This window comes from Staphylococcus sp. MSU001 (assembly GCF_052976705.1).
Genome location: NZ_JBRIKK010000002.1, coordinates 155,413 through 176,452, shown reverse-complemented (window position 1 = coordinate 176,452; position 21,040 = coordinate 155,413). Strand labels below are relative to the sequence as shown.

The 21,040-nt window shown below is 31.3% G+C and carries 16 protein-coding genes; 5 read left to right on the top strand and 11 right to left on the bottom strand.

Translation table 11 applies throughout. The features are described 5' to 3' along the window. Positions 1 to 203 precede the first annotated feature (203 nt). Entirely contained in the window at positions 204 to 650 is a 447-nt protein-coding gene (locus ACVBFA_RS01945) for a MarR family winged helix-turn-helix transcriptional regulator (RefSeq protein WP_002446968.1), read from the bottom strand. A gap of 170 nt (positions 651 to 820) precedes the next feature. Between ACVBFA_RS01945 and ACVBFA_RS01940 the strand changes: the two genes are divergently transcribed. Continuing rightward, the gene (locus tag ACVBFA_RS01940) at positions 821 to 2,470 is read left to right on the top strand and encodes an alpha-keto acid decarboxylase family protein (protein ID WP_020362977.1); all 1,650 of its coding nucleotides are present in this window, start codon (positions 821 to 823) and stop codon (positions 2,468 to 2,470) included. Positions 2,471 to 2,816: 346 nt separating this feature from the next. Here the strand turns inward: ACVBFA_RS01940 and ACVBFA_RS01935 are convergent, their stop codons facing one another. From ACVBFA_RS01935 to ACVBFA_RS01895, 9 genes are all read right to left on the bottom strand, one after another. Continuing rightward, positions 2,817 to 3,983, bottom strand: a complete 1,167-nt coding sequence (locus ACVBFA_RS01935) for a CapA family protein (RefSeq protein ID WP_002496634.1) — start codon at positions 3,981 to 3,983, stop codon at positions 2,817 to 2,819. Positions 3,984 to 4,235: 252 nt separating this feature from the next. After that, positions 4,236 to 4,994: an alpha/beta hydrolase gene (locus ACVBFA_RS01930; RefSeq protein WP_020362975.1), complete on the bottom strand. Its 759-nt coding sequence runs from the start codon at positions 4,992 to 4,994 to the stop codon at positions 4,236 to 4,238. Positions 4,995 to 5,285: 291 nt separating this feature from the next. Further along, complete coding sequence (locus ACVBFA_RS01925) at positions 5,286 to 5,972, bottom strand: Crp/Fnr family transcriptional regulator (RefSeq protein WP_001831835.1); 687 nt, start codon at positions 5,970 to 5,972, stop codon at positions 5,286 to 5,288. Between the two features lie 244 nt (positions 5,973 to 6,216). After that, a complete protein-coding gene (gene arcD / locus ACVBFA_RS01920; RefSeq protein ID WP_002458331.1) occupies positions 6,217 to 7,620 on the bottom strand; it encodes an arginine-ornithine antiporter in 1,404 nt (467 codons plus the stop codon). 258 nt (positions 7,621 to 7,878) lie between these two features. Next, on the bottom strand, positions 7,879 to 8,886 hold the full coding sequence (gene argF / locus ACVBFA_RS01915) for an ornithine carbamoyltransferase (protein WP_126122478.1): 1,008 nt from the start codon (positions 8,884 to 8,886) through the stop codon (positions 7,879 to 7,881). Between the two features lie 104 nt (positions 8,887 to 8,990). Then, entirely contained in the window at positions 8,991 to 10,226 is a 1,236-nt protein-coding gene (gene arcA, locus ACVBFA_RS01910) for an arginine deiminase (RefSeq protein ID WP_002446960.1), read from the bottom strand. Between the two features lie 337 nt (positions 10,227 to 10,563). Next, positions 10,564 to 11,025: an arginine repressor gene (locus ACVBFA_RS01905; protein WP_002486840.1), complete on the bottom strand. Its 462-nt coding sequence runs from the start codon at positions 11,023 to 11,025 to the stop codon at positions 10,564 to 10,566. Positions 11,026 to 11,538: 513 nt separating this feature from the next. Continuing rightward, complete coding sequence (locus tag ACVBFA_RS01900; protein ID WP_046044173.1) at positions 11,539 to 13,062, bottom strand: M4 family metallopeptidase; 1,524 nt, start codon at positions 13,060 to 13,062, stop codon at positions 11,539 to 11,541. 432 nt (positions 13,063 to 13,494) lie between these two features. Beyond that, positions 13,495 to 14,739, bottom strand: a complete 1,245-nt coding sequence (locus tag ACVBFA_RS01895) for an ArgE/DapE family deacylase (RefSeq protein WP_002501383.1) — start codon at positions 14,737 to 14,739, stop codon at positions 13,495 to 13,497. Between the two features lie 338 nt (positions 14,740 to 15,077). Here ACVBFA_RS01895 and ACVBFA_RS01890 point away from each other — a divergent pair, with 338 nt between their 5' ends. From ACVBFA_RS01890 to ACVBFA_RS01880, 3 genes are all read left to right on the top strand, one after another. Beyond that, a complete protein-coding gene (locus tag ACVBFA_RS01890; RefSeq protein ID WP_123213682.1) occupies positions 15,078 to 15,581 on the top strand; it encodes a chromate transporter in 504 nt (167 codons plus the stop codon). 204 nt (positions 15,582 to 15,785) lie between these two features. Further along, a complete protein-coding gene (locus ACVBFA_RS01885) occupies positions 15,786 to 16,700 on the top strand; it encodes a DUF1672 domain-containing protein (protein ID WP_126122477.1) in 915 nt (304 codons plus the stop codon). After that, positions 16,681 to 18,846 carry a hypothetical protein gene (locus tag ACVBFA_RS01880; RefSeq protein WP_237638904.1) on the top strand — a complete coding sequence of 722 codons (2,166 nt, stop codon included), beginning with the start codon at positions 16,681 to 16,683 and terminating at the stop codon, positions 18,844 to 18,846. The genes ACVBFA_RS01885 and ACVBFA_RS01880 overlap by 20 nt, the downstream gene beginning before the upstream one ends. Before the next feature lie 419 nt (positions 18,847 to 19,265). Here ACVBFA_RS01880 and ACVBFA_RS01875 read toward each other — a convergent pair whose 3' ends face one another. Next, complete coding sequence (locus ACVBFA_RS01875) at positions 19,266 to 20,045, bottom strand: (S)-acetoin forming diacetyl reductase (RefSeq protein WP_001831826.1); 780 nt, start codon at positions 20,043 to 20,045, stop codon at positions 19,266 to 19,268. 301 nt (positions 20,046 to 20,346) lie between these two features. On the opposite strand from ACVBFA_RS01875, the gene ACVBFA_RS01870 reads away from it, so the two are divergent. Beyond that, positions 20,347 to 20,481 (top strand): beta-class phenol-soluble modulin, encoded by a 135-nt coding sequence (locus tag ACVBFA_RS01870; RefSeq protein WP_001831873.1) that lies wholly within the window; start codon positions 20,347 to 20,349, stop codon positions 20,479 to 20,481. The last annotated feature ends 559 nt before the right edge of the window (positions 20,482 to 21,040 follow it).

The window sequence follows — 21,040 nt, the reverse complement described above, 5'->3', positions numbered from 1 at the left end:
TCCTCGTGTTGAATATTTTGGTTGGCTGACCAATATATATATTCTAGCATGATGAGATGTTTTTTTAGATAACGGTAAAACCTTTTCTGAACCATACGCATAGCGCATGGTTTTCTTTATACAATAAAAAAGACAATTTCTATTGAATAAATATAGAAATTGTCTTTTTCTTCGTCTAAGACCTTTATGTTCCAACATCCTTGTCAATCTTCTTTCAAATGTTCAATTGTTTTGAAGCCTTCACGATAATTAGCTAGTTCTTCCATCATCGCGTACCAATCATGGCCTACTTTTTGTAGTGTCTGTTGAATTAATTCATCTTGTGCTTGGTTTAACTTACCTATTAAATCATCACCCGCTTCAGTGGTAAAAAGTTTTTTTACTCGTCTATCCTGCTTAGATGTTTGTTCAATAATTAAACCTTCTTCTTTTAATTTACGTAACGTTGCATGCGATCCTTGTTTAGATATTTCAAGCGTAATCAAAAGTTCTTTAATTGTTATACCCGGTAATTTATTAATGAAAAATAGGAATCGATGATGTTGGCGACTCATGCCATATTGCTCAATAATTTCATCCGCTGTAGTAATAAAAGTCTTATACGCGAAGTAAAACAGCATATGTTCGTAATCATTTTTATTTTTAGACATTTAACACTATCCTTTTTTATTCAATATCGTTATTATAATAAACTTTTGACTGATAGTCATATATTTCAGAAACTGTTCAAACTTTTAATAGGTCAACTTAGTTGACTTTATTTCAGATTGACGTTACTATGATACTTGTAAGATAAAAGAAATCAAAGGTGGAATTATATATGAAACAACGCGTAGGACAATATTTAATGGACGCGGTTTATTCAGCAGGTGCTGACAAAGTTTTTGGTGTCCCAGGAGATTTTAATCTAGCCTTTTTAGATGATATTATTGCACATAATCATATTAAATGGATTGGAAATACAAATGAACTTAATGCAAGTTATGCCGCTGACGGATATGCACGTATTAATGGCATCGGTGCAATGGTAACAACATTTGGAGTGGGTGAATTAAGTGCTGTCAACGGAATCGCTGGATCTTATGCTGAGCGTGTGCCAGTTATTGCCATCACTGGGGCACCTACTCGAGCTGTAGAACAAGAAGGCAAATACGTTCACCATTCCCTTGGCGAAGGAACTTTTGATGATTATAGAAAAATGTTTGAGCCTATTACAACAGCGCAAGCTTATATTACACCTGATAATGCTACCACAGAAATTCCAAGAGTAATCAACGCGGCGATTCAACAACGTCGTCCAGTTCACATTCATTTACCTATTGATGTCGCACTCACAGAGATTGAAGTTTCAAAGCCATTCAAAGCAGAAGTAGAACCACAAAAAAACGTTCAAACTTATATCAATATGGTTCAAGACAAACTTGAATCGGCAACACAACCTGTCATTATTACAGGCCATGAAATAAATAGTTTCCATCTGCATAAAGAACTCGAACAATTCGTTAATCAAACTCAAATTCCAGTTGTTCAGTTATCTTTAGGTAAAGGTGCATTTAATGAAGAAAATCCTTATTATATGGGTATCTTTGATGGTTCAATAGCAGAACAAGATATTCAAGATTATGTCAATCAAAGTGATGCCATTTTGAATATTGGTGCTAAATTAACAGATTCTGCAACAGCTGGGTTCTCATATCAATTTGATATTAATGATGTGATTATGCTAAATCATAATGAATTTAAAATTAATGATACATGCATCGAAGCATTTTCATTACCAAATATATTAAATGGTTTAAATAAGTATATTCACTACAAAAATACTAATGATTTCCCACAATTCGAGAGACCACAAGCACATAATTATGAACTTAGTGATCAGCCATTAACTCAAGAGACTTATTTCAATATGATGCAAGATTTTTTACAACAAGATGATATTTTAATCGCTGAACAAGGTACATCATTCTTTGGTGCTTATGACTTAGCCTTGTACAAAGATAATACTTTTATCGGGCAACCATTATGGGGTTCTATCGGCTATACACTACCAGCAACGTTAGGAACACAAATTGCAAATCCATATCGTCGAAACATTCTATTAATTGGTGATGGCTCACTACAATTAACTGTTCAATCATTATCTACAATGATTCGTCAACATTTAAACCCTGTGATATTTGTAATTAATAACGATGGTTATACAGTTGAGAGAATGATTCATGGTATGAAAGAACCTTACAATGACATTCGCATGTGGGATTACAAATCATTACCTTCTGTATTTGGTGGTGACAATGTTTTAGTTCATGATGTAAATACTTCAGAAGAACTCATGCTCACCTTTGAAAACATTAAATCTAATAGTGATCACATGCACTTTGTAGAAGTGAAAATGGCTGTTGAAGATTCACCAGCTAAATTAAGTAATATAGCTAAAGCATTCGCATCACAAAACAAATCATCTTAATATCTTTTTAAAATTCTATAATATAAGCAATTCAAACACCCGTATGATTCTCTAGTTATACGGGTGTTAAATATATCTTTATAGAAGTTGAAACTTAAAAAATGACGTTTCCCGTGAAACAACATTCATTTAACGTTATATTTTATATCAATTAAAAGTAAAATGTATAAATAATCACAAACATTGATGACTCTAATAAATCATTCTTAAGACGCCTTTTTTAATGAACTCAATCATATCTTTAGCCATTGCTATAGTTTTAGAATTTGTTTTAACTTCCGAGTTAAAAATTCCAAATATACAAATAAGCCTGCACATTCTTTAATGTGAGGCTTACTTTGCTTATTTATAAACTTCGATTATCTAAAAATTGTTGATCAATGACTGAACGTGTAATATCTCGTAAGTGATTAGGGGCCATTGTTGAATCATATCTTTGATTTCGTCCATGATGAGCCGCATCATTATCATTATAATCATCTAGCATCATCACTTTAAAGTTCGACTTAAGGAACCGGTTTTGGTGTTGAGTTAATTCGTAATAATTCACCATACTTCTCCACTTCACATCTTGAACTTGAAACTGTTTATCTTTCTTACTAATTTTAAAATCTATTCGGCCTAATAAATCATTACTTTCATCCCCTGTTGACTGACCGTTCAAGAAATTTCCTAAAGAATATGCTACGAGTGTACGATTCCCTTCTCTACCATCAACCCATTTTACTGGTTGAATCACATGAGGATGTGTACCTAAAACTACATCAACACCTGCATCAGCGAAAATTTGTGCATATTTTTTTTGAGTGGCGTTAGGCTGATGCTTACCTTCATTACCCCAATGTGCTGAAACAAGTACTACATCACTTTGTTGTTTGGCTTTCTTAACATCTTGCTTAATTTTATTTTCATCAAACGTATCTACCGTATAATCATGAGTTGGTTGATGATCGTTTGTACCAAATGTGTAACTTAATAAAGCAACTTTCACACCTTTAATTGTTTTAATAGGAATTTGACGGTGTGCTTGTTCTGATTCATATACACCCGTGAACAAAACTTGATCTTTAAATTTGTTCCAAGTATGAATATGATTACTTACACCTTGCTCCCCTTGATCTAAGGCATGATTGTTTGCACCGTTTATAAAATTAAAGCCTGTATCTACTAAATCCTGAGCAATACTACTCGGTGTATTAAAGTTTTTAAATCCTGAATAAGGCCTATCATCCCCACCTAATGGTGATTCTTGATTAACAAAAGAAATATCTGCGTTTTGAATGTCTTTTCTTACTGGTTGATACATGGGTTTAAAATCAAAACTATTCCCCGTAATTTGTGCATCTTTATATACAACTGGGTGAATTAAATTATCACCTACAGCAACAACACGTATCGTTTTATTTGCATTTTGTTTATTACCAAAAGATTGATTAATCGTACATCCACTAACAACTATGAAAAACGTAAATAATATCATGGTATACACTAAATATTTAGATACTGTTTTCATTTTTTAATACTTTATCCCCTTTTATAAACTTTTGTATTTATCTTCATCATATCTCTATTAACTTTAATAAACAATATATGATATGTGAACATGTTAATTTTAATAAATAACTATAGTTGCCTTACCTGTCATCTTGATTAACTGTAACACCGAACAAAATCAATAAGAGAAGAATACTAAGACGAGTAACAATTTTTTATATTCGTTTAATAAGATGTCCGCCTAAATATCCAAATTCAACCCTTTGTATCATTACTGGACAAACCACTCAATCGCACGTTTAATAGCTCTATCCCAATAAGCATAATCATGATCTCCTGGACCATCTTCAAACTTATAAGAAACCCCTTTTTCATTTAACGTCTCAATAAATTGAAGGTTATCATGATATAAAAAGTCTTCTTTACCACACATGATAAACAATTCAGGAATATCTACATTAGCATCGATGGCTTGATCAAGTAAGTAGTACGTATCGAGTTCTGTACCTTTAATTTGAGTATCTCTTCCGGTGATAGCTTGTGGAGAGAAATCAATCCAATCCAAATCAATGAGCCGTTGTGTTTCAAAAACTGCTGAAAGTGGTGCAGCTTTAGCAAATTTATCACTTTGAGTTAGCGCAAATTTAATCGTTCCATAACCACCCATTGAATGTCCTGCAATAAAATTATCTTCTCTTTTTCTAGAAAGTGGTAAAATTTGATGTACGTATTCGTAAATTTCTAATATGTAATCATAGTAACTATGTCCATATACCATATTTGCATAGCCACTATGATCGACGTTAGGCATTATAATCGCAAGTTGATGTTCATTTGCATAACGCTCGATACTTGTATATCTTATGTAAGTTGTTTCATCGCTAGACAATCCATGTAATAACAACATTGATTTCAATTGTTTCGCTGTTCTTGAACTATCAAAGAATGTTACATCCTCGGGTAAAATAATCGTTAAATTTTGATGCATTCCTATCGTTGGTGAATTGTAATTCATTGTTATTAAAGCCATATGTGTCACTCCTCTACTGTATTATCTATTATTTTACTTATTCTTTTTATCAATTTATAGAAAAAACGCAACTTTGACTATAGATTATATAAATTTCTATACTTTCCAATGCGGAACTAAAATTTTATTCTCTATATTAAACAAGTTGATTTACTATAGATTGTCTAACCTTTAAATATGATATATTTCTAAAGCAATAAATCATGAAATAAAAAAACGATAGTGAATGATTTCATAGAAACCTATTCGACCATCGTTTGTCTTCAATTATGTATGAGTGATACGCACTCATTATAAGTCTTTACTAACCAACCAATTTTTACTGTTTTTAAAGAGTATTTTTTCTTCTCTAAGTTCATTTATGATATGACTCGTCGTTTCTCTAGATATTCCTGCCATATCACTCAATAACTGTATTGTCATAAAATGCTTAATTTCATAAAACTCATCATGATCATAACCTACTGTTTGACATAGGTAACGTAAAATCTTAGTCACGCGTTCTTTAGCTAATTTACTCGTTAAAGCCATATTGTATTCAATATGTTGACATTGTGTTTCGCTTAATAAGGAGAATAATTTCACAAAAATCTCTTCGTGATTTTTACATAAATATTCTATTAAATCTCTTGGAATTCCAATCATTTCGCAATCTGTTAGGGCTGTACACATTTCATTAGGAACTTTATCTTGAAATAAGTTATTTAAAGGAAAGAGCACTTTTTCTCTATTCAAATATCGATATACATCACCATTCAAATTAAAATTTTCTCTCATAATATTACCTTTTAAGAGTAAGTAGATATGCGTGGTTTCATCAGACGAATAGTAGACAATTTGTCCTTTGTTGTAATGTCTCACAAAACATTGACTTTTAAATGGCAGTAATACGCCTACAGGAATATTGATATAAGATGCTAATTGTTTAAAACTTTCATCAAGTTCATTTTCTCTACAAAACATTTGATTTCCAGTCATAAAAATAACTCCTTATTGCCTTAGACTATGGTCAAAGGGGACGCTATAATTTCTCCGATTTAAAATTTATTAGAATTCTGTATATACTACAGACAATATTTACTATGGACCACTGTTCTTATTATACCAATAGTTTAAATATCAAATATTTTATATACTTTTCTTTGTTTGATTTTTATCGATTAAACTCCCTTTATAACTCATGATTGATCAATATCTATAACATTTAAAAATATAAATTACATCATCGTAATAACCCTATCAATGCTAAAATAACGATAAGACTGAAGAAAATATAGTCAAATTGTGTAAGTCGCTTTTGATTATTTTTTTGAACAACTACATAGACGATAATCCCCGGAATATAGAGCAACATGGTAAGTAACAAATAATCTATACCTGACGCGTAAACCAGCCAAATTGCATAAATAGATGCTAGAATTCCTATAATCCATTGTTTAGGCGTTGCAGTTAACTTGTGTTCTATTGTATATTTCACCTGATAAAACGCACTGAACATGTATGGATAAAGTATAGCACTTGCCGCGAGAGAAAATGCAAAATGATAGGCACTTTTGGTAAACAGCATGCTAATAAGGAATATTTGAACTAATACATTAGTAATGAATAAGGCGTTCATAGGTGCCCCATTTTTATTTTCTTTTGCAAACCACTTAGGAAACAAACCATCTTTAGCTACAATAAAAGGCAACTCTCCGGCAAGTAATGTCCAACCTAGCCATGCACCTAATACTGAAATAATAAGACCAATATTGACAAATGTTGCTCCCCAATCACCAACAATATAAGCTAAAATTTGTGCCATTGATGGTGCCTCAAGTTTAGAAATATGATTTTGAATTACAATACCTTGTGCTAATACAGTCAGCAAGAAGTAAATGAGCAATACTGAAATAAGTCCGATAACAGTGGCGGTTCCAACATCTTTTTTATTTTTAGCTCTTCCGGAGAATACAACAGCACCTTCAATACCAATAAATACCCAAACTGTCACTAACATCGTACTTTTAACTTGTGACATCGTATTAGCGAAATGAAATGATAATGATCCATATCCATCCATTCCAAAGAAACCTATCCTGAATGTATTAAAATTAAAGGCTACAATCATACATATAATCACTAATAAGATAGGAATTAATTTTGTAATAGTAACAATACTATTGATTAAAGCAGCCGTCTCAACTCCTTTTAATATTAAAAAGTGCACACTCCACAATAATATTGATGCCACTATGATACTAGGAAATGTGTTGCCCCCTTTAAATATTGGAAAGAAGTTCCCTATAGAAGACATTAATAACGTTGCATATGCGACATTACCTAAAAAAGCTGAGAACCAATATCCCCAAGCACTTGCAAACCCTATAAAATCACCAAAACCCGCTTGAGCATAACTATAAATACCACCATCTAAATCAGATCGTTCATTAGTTAAGTTTTGAAAGACAAGTGCTAAAGAAATCATTCCAATAGCAGTAATCAACCATCCAATTATAATTGCTAATCCTCCAGCGTGGCCTCCCATATCAGATTGAATATTGAAAGCACCGCCACCAATCATCGAACCTATAACAAGACCGATTAATGATGTTCGACTTAATCTTTTATCTCCTGTGTCATTCATATTCATTTCTCCTTTAGAAGGAGGGAGTGAAAACGTATATGCCTTTTAAAATACACATATATAGATGTATTATGGAAAGATATAGATGAGTAACGACACATCTTTGATAGTCATTGACCGAAGTTCTATATCATCCTCTCAACATGATTTTGAAAAAAGTTATTTTTATTATGTGACACAATTTGCAAAAATAAATATTCGTTTATTTAATAAAGCATACACGTGATCTTATCCCTATTTATTTTTCTTGTAGTAAATCTAGCCTAAAGTTGCTGCCATCACGGCTTTAATCGTATGCATTCGATTTTCAGCTTGGTCAAACACTCTAGAATACTCACTTCTAAAGATTTCGTCTGTTACTTCCATTTCAGTTAAGCCATATTTTTCAAAAATATCCTGACCATACTCTGTTTGTGTATCGTGAAAAGCTGGTAAACAATGTAAAAATATCGTATTTACTTTACCGGTTAAATTAAACATTTTTCTATTAACTTGATAGTCTTTCAATAAATGAATACGTGTTTCGAATTCACTTTCTTCACCCATTGATACCCAAACATCAGTATAAATAACATCTGCATCTTTGACGGCAGTATGAATGTTGTCAGTCATCTTAACTGAACCTCCATAATTAGACGCTTGATCTTTAGCAATATTAAAATATACATCTCTCGGTGTTAATGATGAGGGTGTACAAATACGTACATTTACGCCAAGCATCGCACCCGCCACCATAAGCGAATGTGCAACATTATTACGTCCGTTTCCTACATAAGTTAGGTTGATGCCTTTTAAATATCCAAAATTTTCTTTAATTGTCATATAATCAGCTAACATTTGTGTAGGATGCCAATCATCAGTTAACCCATTCCATACCGGTACTCCAGAGAATTCGGCCAATTGTTCAACAGTTTTTTGGGAAAAACCTCTAAATTCAATTCCATCAAACATTCTTCCTAAAACTTTGGCAGTATCCTCAACAGATTCTTTTTTACCTAATTGAATATCATTTTTCCCTAAGAATTCAGGGTGTGCACCTAGATCAATAGATGCGACTGTAAATGCGGCACGCGTGCGAGTAGACGTCTTTTCAAAGAGTAAAGCAATGTTCTTACCCTCTAAATATCGATGTGGTGTGCCTTGTTGTTTATATTTTTTTAACGTCATAGCAAAATCGATTAGACCTTCAAATTCTTCACCTGTGAGATCATACTCTTTTAGCAGTGACTTACCTTTTAAATCGAAGGGTTTCTTGATGTTTTTCATGGGATGTGCCCCTTTCATTTTATAAGTCGCTATCAAATTTAATAGCATAAGTGAATGTATTTCGTGATGCTCAAGCTATATCTATTCAACACCCTATCTTATATCTATAGATCTTCTCTTATTAAAGGTTGACTCATACAACGAGGGCCTCCTCGACCACGTACAAGTTCACTTCCAGGAATTTCAATAACTTTGATACCATGCTCACGTAACAATTGATTAGAAACATAATTACGATCATAAGTTACAACCACACCGGGACGGATGCATAAAGTATTCGAACCATCATTCCATTGTTCACGAGCTCCGTCGATGATATCACCATTTCCAGTTGGTATTAATGTAATTTCATCAACATTGAGCACTTCTTCTAATGTTTGTTTAAGATGACTAGAATGTTGGATTTTGATATCTTCAGCTTTATCATCGTATTCGATGATAAAGATATTCATGTTTCCTTCTGATTTAAGAATTGCTGAATGTGTAGTGAATTTGTCGTAATCAATCATTGTACAAACAGTATCTAGATGCATAAATGTTCGACTAGTTGGAATCTCAATCGCCACCACCTTTTTAAAAGTAGATAACGGATCTTTAAAAATACGTCGTGCTAAACGTTCAATTGCTTGTGCAGAAGTACGTTCAGATATCCCTATTGCAAGTACATCTTTAGATAACACCAGTTCGTCTCCGCCTTCGATATTGAATGGGCAGTCACGATCCAACCATAAAGGAACATTCTCATCTTTAAATCTAGGATGATGTTTTAAAATATATGAAATGAAAATCGATTCTCTGCGTCTTGCTCTCCAAAACATGCGATTTACTGTCATACCTTTACCAATTGAAGCTTGAGGATCACGTGTGAAATATAGATTAGGCATTGGGTCAAGATAAAACGGATATTTATCATCCATGTACTCTACAAGGTGTGTCGATTCAAGTTGTATTTCTTCTTTGCGTACGCCAGCCATAATCTTATTAATTAATGCTTGATTTGACAAAGTTGAAAAGAGTTTTTTTATTTCTGTTTCATGCCCTAGGATAGTTTTTCTAGATTCTGCTAAAACGTCATCTATAAATTGCTCTCTGACATTTGAATCTTCTATACTTTGTGCTGCTAATTTTTCTAAATAAAGCACTTCTATTCCTTCATCTTGAAGAACTTGAGCAAAACGATCGTGCTCTTGTTGAGCTACCTTTAAAAATGGAATATCATCAAACAATAATCCATCTAAGTAATCAGGCACTAAGTTTTCTAATTCCTTCCCTGGTCTTTTAAGTAATACCGTCTTTAGTTTCCCGATTTCACTGTTAACTTGAATAGGTCCATTTGTCATACTCATTTCCTCCTTTTCTTCGCTACATTATCAGTATAAAACTGATTAATAACTAAGTTCGTGATGATTATCACATACTAAATGTAAAAAGTTTCGCAACATTTGGTTATTCAATACATAATTATGTTTGAATATACATTACTATTGCATACTTTCGTTGAAAAAATGAATATTTGAGTAATATGAACCTTTACATCTTTATGGATAAAAGTTTTTTATTCATAAATTTGAATACTTAATCAAATAACAACACTCATATTTATTGAAATAAAAAACACCTGATAAACGATGTATGCGCTTACCAGGTTATATTTATAATAAACAACTTTATAAATTTTTATGAATAATTATGATTAAATATTTTGTAATAGACATATTCAGCTATAGACTGGGAATGTGTAAGAATCATAATCGTATCATTACCACTTATAGTTCCTATAATCTCTTTCAATTGTAACTGATCAATATAATAATTTATGCTTTGTGCAAATCCTGGTGTCGTCTTTATTAGTATATACGATTCTTTAATCATAGTGTTAATAATTTCTGTTTTTATGTAATCATTAAGTTTTACTCTTGAGTCTAATTGAGACTGCTGCGTAAGTAATTTATATTCATATTGATTTGCCTTCACAGGCAGGCGATAAATATGGAGTTCTCTTAAATCTCTTGCAATAGTAGTCATGCTATAACGTACACCAAAGTGATCATCAATGTAATCAATAATATCTGCTTTTTTATAAATGTGATTTTGCTTAACAATCATAGTTACTAAATCTTGTCGTTTACTCTTTTTCATTGAATGATCAACTCCTATAGATAACTAATTTATTTTAATTTATAAATTAAAATTTCTTTTTATTTAATTATACTTTATCATTTTATTGTTGATAATTATAAGAATTTTTATGTCCTTTGTGACAAAGTACGTAAACATACATTCAAATTTAAAATTAATTTGTTTATTTAACTATCATTTTATCTATATTTCCCCTTTTATTCTTATTAGGTTTTTTATACTCATTACTAAGCAGTCACACTTACGCTAGACAAACCGTAGTCTTACCTCAAGGTAAAGTAAGCGGCTTTGTATTAGTTTAAAAATTCCTGAAGATCTTAGTTCACTCTTATGATGAAATAAAAAACCTGAGACAGTTAAGTTTGTCTCAGGCTGAGTCGAAATTAAGTCAACACTCATTTCGATTAAGGCTTTAAAGATTGTAAATATTTAACATTACTTCTTCTTTGTTAAGGTTCTTTAAAATTCATTTTTAGATACTTGTTAACATATTTTTATTTTAAAACGGTTCGCCTACACGCCAACACTGTCCCATGCTTGACCTACTTGTTGAGCAATACCGTCGCCATATAAATCAAATGCTGCTTGTTGTAATGATGCTTTGGCATCTTGGAAATCAGAATTTGAAGTTAAATAAACAGTTAACGCTCTATAGTAAATTTGTTCAGAACGTTGTTTACCAATACTACGAATTGTGTTGTAAGCTGCTTTGTTCGGAATACCTGAATTCGTATGTACGCCTCCATTGTCAGAATTTGTATAAACAAAATCATTCATATGAGATGGTTGTCCAAAACGCTCTGGATTAGATAAACTTCTTAAGGCATCTCCGCCTACGCCAGGTGTATAAACATCTTCACCCATTAAGAAATCTTCATCATCAACGAAGTAACCAAATACATCTGAAAAACTTTCATTTAATGCACCTGATTGAGAACGGTAAACAAGATTAGCAGTTTGCTGTGTTACACCATGTGTAATTTCATGTGCAACAACATCATTTGCACCAGACAGCGCTGTAAATGTACGTCCATCTCCGTCACCGTAAATCATTTTATCACCAATCCAAGCCGCATTGTTTCTGTTATCTTGACCTTGGAAGTTATTTACATGTGCGAGTGAAATAATTGGGCTACCTTGATTATCATATGATTCTCGGCCGAAAGTATTTTTATAATAGTCATACGTTTCTTTAGCATAATAATTTGCATCTACACCTGCACGTTGTTCATCATCAACAAAATTTCTATCTTTATCTTGCATTAAGTAAGCTTGACCAGTATTCGCATCGTAATTGTAAGCTGAAAGTGTACCTTGTTGAGTTAAATCTTGTAGTGCATAGCCACCGCTGACACTATTAATATTAATTTGTTTCGTGTCACCTAGTACACCTTTACCTGTACCTGTAGTAGCTGCTTCTTTGATCATATTTAATTTATCAACTACTTGACCCGTTTCAGCATCAATTTTCACATTCCAATGAGAAATTTTTGGTGAAGTTGTAATAATTTCTATGTTATAAACATATTTATTTTTTTCTCCATCAATCTCAACTTTATTGGTTTTGATGACATCACTTTTTAAGTTTTTAGCTTTTTGACGATCAATTTTTATTGCTTCGAAAGCTTTATCTGTGGCATTTTCTTTACTTATCGATACTTTATTCGTAGGTTGAACTTTCTTAGCATCAGTATCACCATTGACAAGAACTACCTTACCCTCTTTATTCGTATGAACTTTTACTTCTTTGTCGGGTGCATACGTGTTGCCCACTTTCGGTTGCAATGTGTAATGCGTAAATCCTTTGTTATCTTTTTCAGTATCAGTGACCTTATAATCTTTGTAATGATTTTTTATATTTTCAGATTTTGGTAACTCTTTCAATGCGTTAGTTGCTTGAGATTCTTGGGTTACTTTCGCATCGATGTTTTGAGTTGCTGATACTTTATCCTTAGCGTCAACCTCCGTATTGACTAAAGGACTTGCCACAGTTAATGCGGCAATACTTGTAAGTGCGAATTTAGAAAAATTCTTCATTTTATTACCTCCTATAAATTAATGAAAAACAACTTACTATATAATAGTAATTAAAATTTTCTGAAAAGTAAATGAAAATTTCATTTAATTCACATAATCATCACTTATAATTTTTTTGTATAAATAATTTGTACAATACTTTAAAAACTTATGTTAAAATTTTAATTTAGAATTAATGGTATAATACACTTCAGTTAATTAAAATGAAATAAAATTAATTATTATATCAAATAGTTAAAACGTTTCACTTCAAATGCTATATTTTGAGAAATAGATTTAAAAAGTCGTCACTTTCTGAAGAATCAACAATTCCAGAACAATATGGTACGGCGTATTTTTTAAATACAGTTTAGTTTTACGATGTTATATTAAAAACACCCTCCAAGTTGAATATTTTAAATTCTACTTGGAGGGTGTAACGTCACATCTTTATTACTCATTCTCTTCATTTAAATATGAAGTGATAAACTCTATATAGTATTCCACAAATTCTAAATAATTGGCTTTTTCTACGCACTCATTTATTTGATGAGGTCCATTTCCCGGGCCAAACATTAAAAATGGAAAATTTTCATCTTTTCCTTTTAATAAGTTGGAAGCATCAGTAACTGCTACAGTAGGAGTAACGATTAAATCTCTTTCGTTAGAAAAATGGCTTTTTGCAATATCAAACCCTAGCTCTACCAAGCGATTTTGACCTGTTGTTACTACAGGTTCTAAATCAAGATAAAGTTCTTGTGTCAAACTAGCACCATTTTGATTTGCTTGCTCTATATATTCATTAAATAGCGCTTTAACTTTGTTATTATTATATTCTGGTATTGTGCGTACATTAAATTCAGCTGTAGCAAAATCAGGTACTGAATTAACTTGTGTTCCCCCTTGAACAATACTATTAGTCATAACAAGTCCTTGAATAAGCTCTTGTGCCTTTTCCTTTGTTATATGGTTAGGTAGTTGACTTCCTAAATTATTTATCATATTTGAAAAATCTAAGGATTCACCTTTTACTGATTGTGTTATTTTTTCATATTCTTGATTTATATTTTGAATAAATTCTAATAATGGCTTAATAGCATTTTGACCTAAAAATGGTAATGAACTATGTGAAGCACGTCCTTTAGATTTTATTCTAAAGTCCATTGAACCTTTATGTGCATACACCAAACTAGGAAATGATGGTTCCGCAATAAGTAATGCATCTAAATCATCAGCATATCCTTTTTCAAACAACTGTTGCGAACCAGATTGTTCCATTTCTTCACCCACTGTTGCCATGAATTTAATAGTTCCCTGTGTTAACTTACCACTTTCTTTAATTTCAATAAGAGCAATGGCTAAAGCTGCTAATCCAGATTTCATATCTGCAGCTCCCCTACCGTATAAATAGCCTTGATCCTCTGTGAGTGTGAAAGGATCATACGTCCAATGATCATGATTTCCCTCAGATACTACATCCATGTGACCAGATATTCCTATAACTGGTTGACTTGAACCAACGGTTGCAATTAAATTTGCTCGACCATCTGTAACTGTATCAATATGTGAACGAATTCCATACCGATTAAATAGTTTTTCTAAGTACTGTGCAACCTCTAATTCATTGCTATTTACAGTTTTTATTGACACTATATCGGATAAGATTTTAACTCTTTCCTCATTAGATAATACGCGCATCGTTATTCCACCTTTCTTAATTTGTAAAACTTTTAATTTAACAATGTAAGGATAACTTTTATTCTATAATGTATCTCATTTATCTATATTGTTTACCTTACAATACTTATATACCATTCATTGTTAAAGTCATGTCTTATATTAAATGATTATAACAAGCACAATGGTTCAATCATTACATTATGCTTAGACGTTAAACGATAATTCTAGCTTGTAATATATTACTAATAGAAGAATAAATTTAGAATTTCTTTTGTAACTTATAGAATAATTCTACTTACAATAATAAAAGGATTATAATAAAATATAGCTAATAAAGAGGATGGAGGATATACGCTTTGAAAAAATTTTTAGCTACAATAGTGGTAATCATTCTTATATGTGCATTGGGCTTTTCATTATATGCAGCTATTAACCACCATACGAATTCTAATAAGAACGATAAAAAAATAGAACACAATCGCAAAAACAAACAAAATAATACTTCAAATCAGAATCGTGATACTCATCAACAACATGACCAAACGCAACCAACAAATAGTGATTATAACAACGATAATCAATCAGGTACTGAACAACCAGCACAACAACCTAACTACCATCAATACCCAAATAATAATCAACAGTCCGGTTCAAATAAAAATAACTCTTCAGAAAATAACAAACAGAAACCGAATCAGAACAAAACTAATCAATCAGATCATCAACCATCACAATCAACACCACAACAGTCGTCACAACCTAATCATAATCAATCTGATTCACAACAAAATGGCAACTCAAATAATAATTCCAACAATCAAAATCATGAAACAAATGATAATCAGAATAAAAATCGTTAATCATATGACAAAGCTTATGCATGTATCAAATTACATTGTGTAAGCTTTTTATTTTTTTATTCGAATATGTTTGAAATTGCTATAAAATCAATATAACTAATATGTGAAAAATGTTATATTTGTTTAATACTTTTATAAATTCTATTTATATAATTTATAAATTAAGTTAAAATGAAAGTAACCAATCTTATATTGAGGTGTATCATGAGAAAACTAATAGCCACAATTATCGTTTCATCACTAATATTAGGAGGCTGTTCAACAGTGCATGAAGAAAAAAATTATGCATCACAATCAATTCCCGCAAGTCAATACAAAGGTCAAGGTTTCCAACCAGTAGCTGAAAAAAGTGCTATCGCACATGCGAAAAAACATCGTGAAGAATACGAAAAACTTGGTGAACAATTTTTTAAAGATAACTTTAGCCTTAATGTTAAAGCCACAAATGTTGTAGGAAGTGGTGATGGCGTCGAAGTCTATGTTCATTGCGATGATCATGACATTGTGTTTAATGCAAGCATCCCTTTTGATAAGGAATCAATCCATGAAGAAGGCTCCATGCGAAGCAATGATAACGGAGATACTATGAGTGATATGGTAGGAACTGTGTTAAGCGGTTTTGAATATAGAGCAAATAAGGAAAAAATGGATAACTTAGAAAAATACCTCAAAGATAAAGAAGATAAATATCACTATACTGGATTCACCGATGAAGCAATAACTAAAACTCAAAATATAGGCTATCAAAATAATTACTTTTACATTACTACTAGTTCCACGAAATTACGAGATTATAGAAAACATTTTGAACCTTTAATTAAAGAAAGTAACGATGATTTTAAAAAGCATATGAAACAATTAAAGTCTAAAAAAGATACGTATCTTAATACAGAAATAACGACTACACTTTTCAGTACTCTGGACGAATATGACGAAAAAATCATTAGAAAAAATACTTTATCCATGGCTAAAGAAATGAGAAAAGAGCCATCTATTCCACATAATTTCACATTCCACTTATTATTTAGCAATAACAAATTAAAAATCAACGATCCAAACATAAGTAACAATCAAATTAATGAGTATAGGGTGTTCGACCATGACGGATTTAAAAATTAATGATAGAGATATAGCTGAAATAAATGGCTTTTGGGTATATCACAATACTAAAAATAAACAATTTACAGTTAACGGTAAAAAATTCAGAGTAATTGATTCTTACGATGATGCATCCACCTCAAATTCTCAAGGTGCTTCCGATTCAAAAACTATTGAATTATTAACTAAAGACGGTAAATATACTGGACAGCAATTAATTGCACATCAAGGTACCGACAACAACGAATCTATTAATCCTAACAATCCTTTGAAAGATAAACTTGCAGATGATTGGCTTCAAAATATTAAATTGATGAATGATAAAAATAAAAGCACTTCACTTATCAAACAAAATAATCAATACTTGGATAACTATCAAAAAAAAATTTCTGATGCTAAGCATCTTAATGATGATGACTTTTATGAAAAGTATGGTATTGAAAAAACATACTTTAAAGACAAAAAATTAGTTTATGGAGGCGGAAATTCTCAAGGAGCAGTTGGTGCTAAATTAGCAGGTGTTAAAAATCCTAATTTAAAAGTAGTTACGACTGATCCTGCAACCTTACCTGAAGCGTCTTGGAGAGGTACTAAATCTAAAAAACATAATAATATTATAAATTATCATAGCACTTATGATATATTGTCTTGGGTTCAAGATCCGGTATTTAAAAATAATCCCGGGAAACGTGTAGACCTTAAAACCGGTGTTCCTACTCTTGAAGGTCTTGCTGATAGTCATTTAGGTTATAAAAGAAAATTTAATAAAAAAAATAACACTTACAAAGAAATACCTGTTAAAAAGATAAAATCTGTTAAGGATACGGATACTAAAAAAGGCAAATCAAAACCTAAAACGATTAATATTACTTTAGACATGGACGGCCGAATCCCAATAAATGTCTGGACAGGAGAATCTATTTCTCGTTCTGGTACTGGCACATTAATTAAATTAGATATTGAAAAGTTAGAAAATCTCCATAATTTAGTAACTGGTGAAACAAGTAAAATGTTATCTGAATGTGTTAAATTTCTAAATGAAAGCTTTAATATATCTCAACATGAAAACAATAACTTTAGTAATCGTAAGCATAAACTTAAAAGTGATTTCATTGATAAAATATGCCTTGATTCCTTGGAAAACTTATGTAATTCCATTAAACACAAACGACAGTCTTTTGAAGAAGCGATTGATCAAGTACACAAAGTTATCGATCCTATAATTGGCTTAATACCTTCTATAGGTCTTAAATCACTTGAAGAATATATTTCTGAAATAGTCCGTAATTTAGAAAAGGGTATCGAAGCAATTCACGATACACTTGAAGCAAAAATCCAAAAAATATTTCAAAATTTGGATAATGATTTTCACGATGGTGTAGCTGAAGAAATGATGAAGCATCTTCAAGTGGTATCTAGAAATATTTTACAAGTAAAACAACAAAATGATATTTATGGTCGTCAAATAGCAGATATTAAAAATATCATGTCTCAACAAGATGCCACTATAATGGATGGTAATACTAATATAAGTTATAGTGGTGAAAATATGGTTTACGGTTCAATCGAATCTTCCAATTACTTAACTCGTAAAATGTCAATTTTAAAAGATCATATTGATAAGGGCATAAAAGATTTAGCAGAATATGTAGAAGAGTTATATAACGAGTATTTCAAACCTGTTAAGGATGATATCGATAAAACAGTTACTGCACTTACAAATGCGAAATTAAGTATATATTCTATTAAAACAATGTTGAAAAACCCAGCTATTATTACTGCATTGAAAGCTTCTCCATTTAGTCCTTCAATTGTAATTTCTGCACTTGAAAGATTAGTAGGTGAAATAGATAAGTGGGTATCTCTATTAAATGATTTGAAAGTTGCGTCGCCTATTCTCGAAAATCACTTAGATGATATTATAGAAAATGCGAAACCTACGATTGTTAATATGATTTTTGAACCAAGTCATTATGACGATATGTTTATTTTAAATACTCAAGCTCAAGCGCGTTTAGATCAAATGGCTCAACAATTTGAAGTAGTGTGTAATGGGTTGAATGAAAATGCTGGGCAAGCCATCAAAACTATGGATGAATCAGCATCAGTGATACGTTCGAATATGTCAAAAGTAAATGCGCAATTAGAAAAATCAGCTGTATATTAATAAAAAAGATGTATGTGAGCACACTTTTCACATACATCTTTTTTATCTTCATTCTTTTATATAATAAAGATAAAAATCACTATGTTAGATTTATCGATGGATCAATTAATAAACCAAAGTATTAATATTTGCAATTGCTAGATTTCATGTCATTTCTGGATCTGAGAGTGAATATTTTTCTAAGCGCATACCTTTTGTAAAAGATATGCCACAATATATCACGCCATCAATTTTAAATTTAATTACTAATTATAAATATTGACCATTTTCTAAGAAGTTAAAGTACCTTAAATAGCTTAAGTTATTTTTACAGAATAGAAGAATGTTAATGTTTGATAATTAAAAAAGTTAATTCTAGAAACTTTAAAATCTCTAGAATTAACTTTACTCAACTTTTTTATATCTCATTGATATTTATCTTAGTGGAATCTCATACCACCGTCAACGATGATTGTTTGGCCAGTAATATAATCTGAATCGCTACCTGCTAAGAAGCTTACTACATTAGCTACATCTTCAGGTTTAGACAAGCGTTTTAAAGCAATTTGATCTGTAAATTGTTTCCAACCCCATTCCATTGGTTGGTTATTTTCCTCAGCAAGCTTTTCAGCGATACCTTTCATCATTGGTGTTTCAACAATACCAGGTGCGAATGCGTTGACTGTAATATTTTTCTCAGCTAAATCACGTGCTGCTACTTGAGTCAATCCTCTAACAGCAAACTTAGTACTGCTATATAGAGATAAGCCAGCATTACCTTCAACACCTGCTTGAGATGTGGCATTGATAATTTTACCGCCATGTCCTAATTTATCAAATTGTTCAATTGCAGCTTGGATGCCCCAGAATACACCACCTACGTTAACACCTACAACTTGATTAAATTGTTCAGGTGTTACTGATTCAATTGGTGTCATTGGACCAAGACCAGCATTATTAACTAGGACATTTAAATCGCCAAAGTGTTCAACGACTTGATTTAACACACTAAATACTTGATCACGATTTGAAACGTCTGCTTTAAAAGCAACTGCTTCTTGCCCTTCTTTTGATAATTTTTCAGCTGACTCTTTAGCTACCGCTTCATTAAAGTCTACAAGCGCGATGCTATATCCATCTTCAAATAGACGCTCAGCAATTTTCAAGCCAATACCTTGTGCTGCACCTGTGACAACGGCTACCTTTTTTGAGTTACTCAACAAAACCACTCCTCAATATTTCTTAAGATTATATATTTAAATTATCATAATTTGTGCAATTTGATGTGAAGATATTGTGAATAAATGCACAATTTTATTAACATTTAATTTTCAATGTTCATCTATTGCAATTAATTAAATTACAAGAAGTCGCAATATTCCAAATTCCTAGTTCTCAATTTTATTTTGTTTTTAAAGAATTTGTTAAAATTTCTCAACTCCATTTACATGTATCTACATGTATGTTAAAAATAGTTATGTAAGCGTATCACAAACAACAACAAGGGAGGATTATATTATTATGTCAGGTATCGTTGAATCATTACATAACGCTGTAAACGCTGGTTTACACGTAAAACAAGATTGGGTAGACATGGGATTCGGTATTGCAGATACAGTTGCAAAAATCGTTGATCAAGTTTTAAAATTTGTTTAATTCAAAATAGCATATGAAACCTCATTGTTTCTAAATACCATAAAACAAGGCTGGGATACATATCATGTCCTAGCCTTGTTAACATATTAGTAGTTGTAGATGCTAATTAAGTTGAACAAGTGACTATACTGTACTATTCATCTTAAAATATTAATTCTATAACCTTTTTAGAATTTATCATTTTAGCCCTCTATTTCTCTGACAAAATCATTTGTTCTAATACTCCACCATCATACTGGACCATTAACTTTCACTCTTAAGCGAACTGATTTCCACATGGTTTAAAGTGAAGCAATTTTTATTAGAGATATTAATTTCATCTCTTTACCACTTAATATATATCGAACTCAAATCTAATTTAATTCAAATTTTACTTTTTAATAATTGATGTCTACTATTCTAAAAATATAACTTAATTATAAATAACGACTTCTTATAATTGTAATTAAGATGATGGTAATATTTTTCACGTTTTCCCCATATTGATTGTGTTCAATTTTAATAATAGAATTAAAGTAAATCATTGAAGCGTTTTCTCAAAGTTTATATAGAGAAGAGT